This is a genomic window from Cellulomonas sp. A375-1 (genome assembly GCF_001040865.1).
Taxonomy (GTDB): Bacteria; Actinomycetota; Actinomycetes; order Actinomycetales; family Cellulomonadaceae; genus Cellulomonas; species Cellulomonas gelida.
This window is the reverse complement of the sequence record NZ_LFKW01000128.1, coordinates 1799-3512: the sequence shown is the minus strand read 5'-3', so window position 1 is coordinate 3512 and position 1714 is coordinate 1799. Positions and strand designations below refer to the sequence as shown.

The 1714-nt window shown below is 78.8% G+C and carries 1 protein-coding gene; it reads left to right on the top strand.

Translation table 11 applies throughout. The annotated features are described in order from the left end of the window. Positions 1-1610 (top strand): NAD(P)H-hydrate epimerase (locus CWIS_RS13005; protein WP_369796580.1); only part of this gene is annotated, 1610 nt, incomplete at its 5' end. Positions 1611-1714 lie beyond the last annotated feature (104 nt).

Genomic DNA, 1714 nt, shown 5'->3' with positions numbered 1-1714 from the left:
CGGGCGGGTGCTCGGCACCCGCCGGAGCGCCCGACGAGCGGGACGGGCACCTCCGCGAGCACGCGCCGTCCCCGCGGAGGTGGTGGAGCGCGGGTGTCGGCGCGAGGATGGACCCCGTGCTGCTGTCCTGGACGTCCGCGCAGGTCCGCGCCGCCGAGGAGCCGCTCCTGGCCGCGGGCGTGCCCCTGATGGAGCGTGCCGCGTTCGCGCTCGCGGGGGCCGTGGCGCGTGAGCTGCGCGCGCGGCGCGGGCGGGTCGTCGGCGGGGTCGTCGTGCTGCTCGTCGGGCCGGGGAACAACGGCGGGGACGCGCTGCACGCGGGCGCTGTGCTGCGCCGCCGTGGCGTGGACGTCCTCGCGCTCGCCCTGGCGGACCGGGTGCACGACGAGGGTCGAGCGGCGCTGCTCGCCGCGGGCGGACGCGTGCTCGTGGTCGACGACGTCGACGTCGCCGTCGACCGCGCGCGAGGTGCCGACGTGCTCGTCGACGGGATCCTGGGGATCGGCGCACGGGCGGGTGGGCTGACCGGCGGCGCCGGCGCTCTCGTCGAGCGGCTCGACGCGTCGCGCGACGAGGGCGCGCCCGTGGTCGTCGCCGTGGACACGCCCTCGGGCATCGGCGTGGACGACGGGAGCGTGTCCGGCCCGGTGCTGCGCGCGGACCGCACGGTGACGTTCGGCGGCTCCAAGCCCGGCCTGGTCCTGCCGCCCGCCGCGCACCTCACGGGCGTGCTCGAGGTGGTGGACCTCGGGCTCGCGCTGCCCGACGAGCCCGCAGTCGTGCGGCTCGAGGATCGTGACGCGGCCGCGCTGTGGCCCGTGCCGGGCCCGGACGCGCACAAGTACACGCGCGGTGTCGTCGGCGTCGTCGCCGGTGCGCGGCGCTACCCGGGCGCGGCCGTGCTCGCGACGTCGGCCGCGGTGCTCGCCGGGGTCGGCATGGTGCGCTACCTCGGGGACGTGGGCGACCTCGTGGTCGCGCGGCGTCCCGAGGTGGTCGTCGGGCCCGGACGGGTGCAGGCATGGGTGTTCGGCCCGGGGGTCTCGCCCGACGACGCCGCGCAGCGACGCCGCATCGAGCACGCCTTCGAGGGCGTGCTGCACCGTGGCGAGCCCGCGGTCGTGGACGCCGGCGCGCTCGAGCTGCTGCCCGAGCACGTGCCGACGCACGTCGTGCTGACCCCGCACGCCGGCGAGCTCGCGCGGCTGCTGTCCGACCGTGGCCACCGCGTCACGCGCGCCGAGGTCGAGCACCACCCGCTGCGCTCGGCACGCCTCGCACACGAGCTCACGGGCGCGACGGTGCTGCTCAAGGGGCACGTGACGCTCGTCGTCGGGGCGGGCGGTGCGGTGTACGCGCAGGCGGCCGCCCCGGCGTGGCTCGCGACCGCGGGTGCCGGGGACGTGCTCGCGGGGCTGCTGGGGGCGATGCTCGCGGGACGTGCTGACGACGTGGTCGAGGACCCGACGCTCACGGCCGCCGTCGCGGCCGCTGCCGCGCTCGTGCACGGCCGCGCGGCCGACGTGAGCAACCCCGGCGGGCCGGTGACCGCGCGCGGGGTCGCGCTCGCGCTGCCGGAGACCGTCCGCGCCCTGCTGGCGGACGCGTGACCGCGACCGACGACGCCGCCGCGGCGGGCCCCGCCCTCGGCGCTCCGCTCGACGCCTCGCGCGATGCAGCGCTCGATCCAGCGCTCGTGGACCGCGTCGAGGCG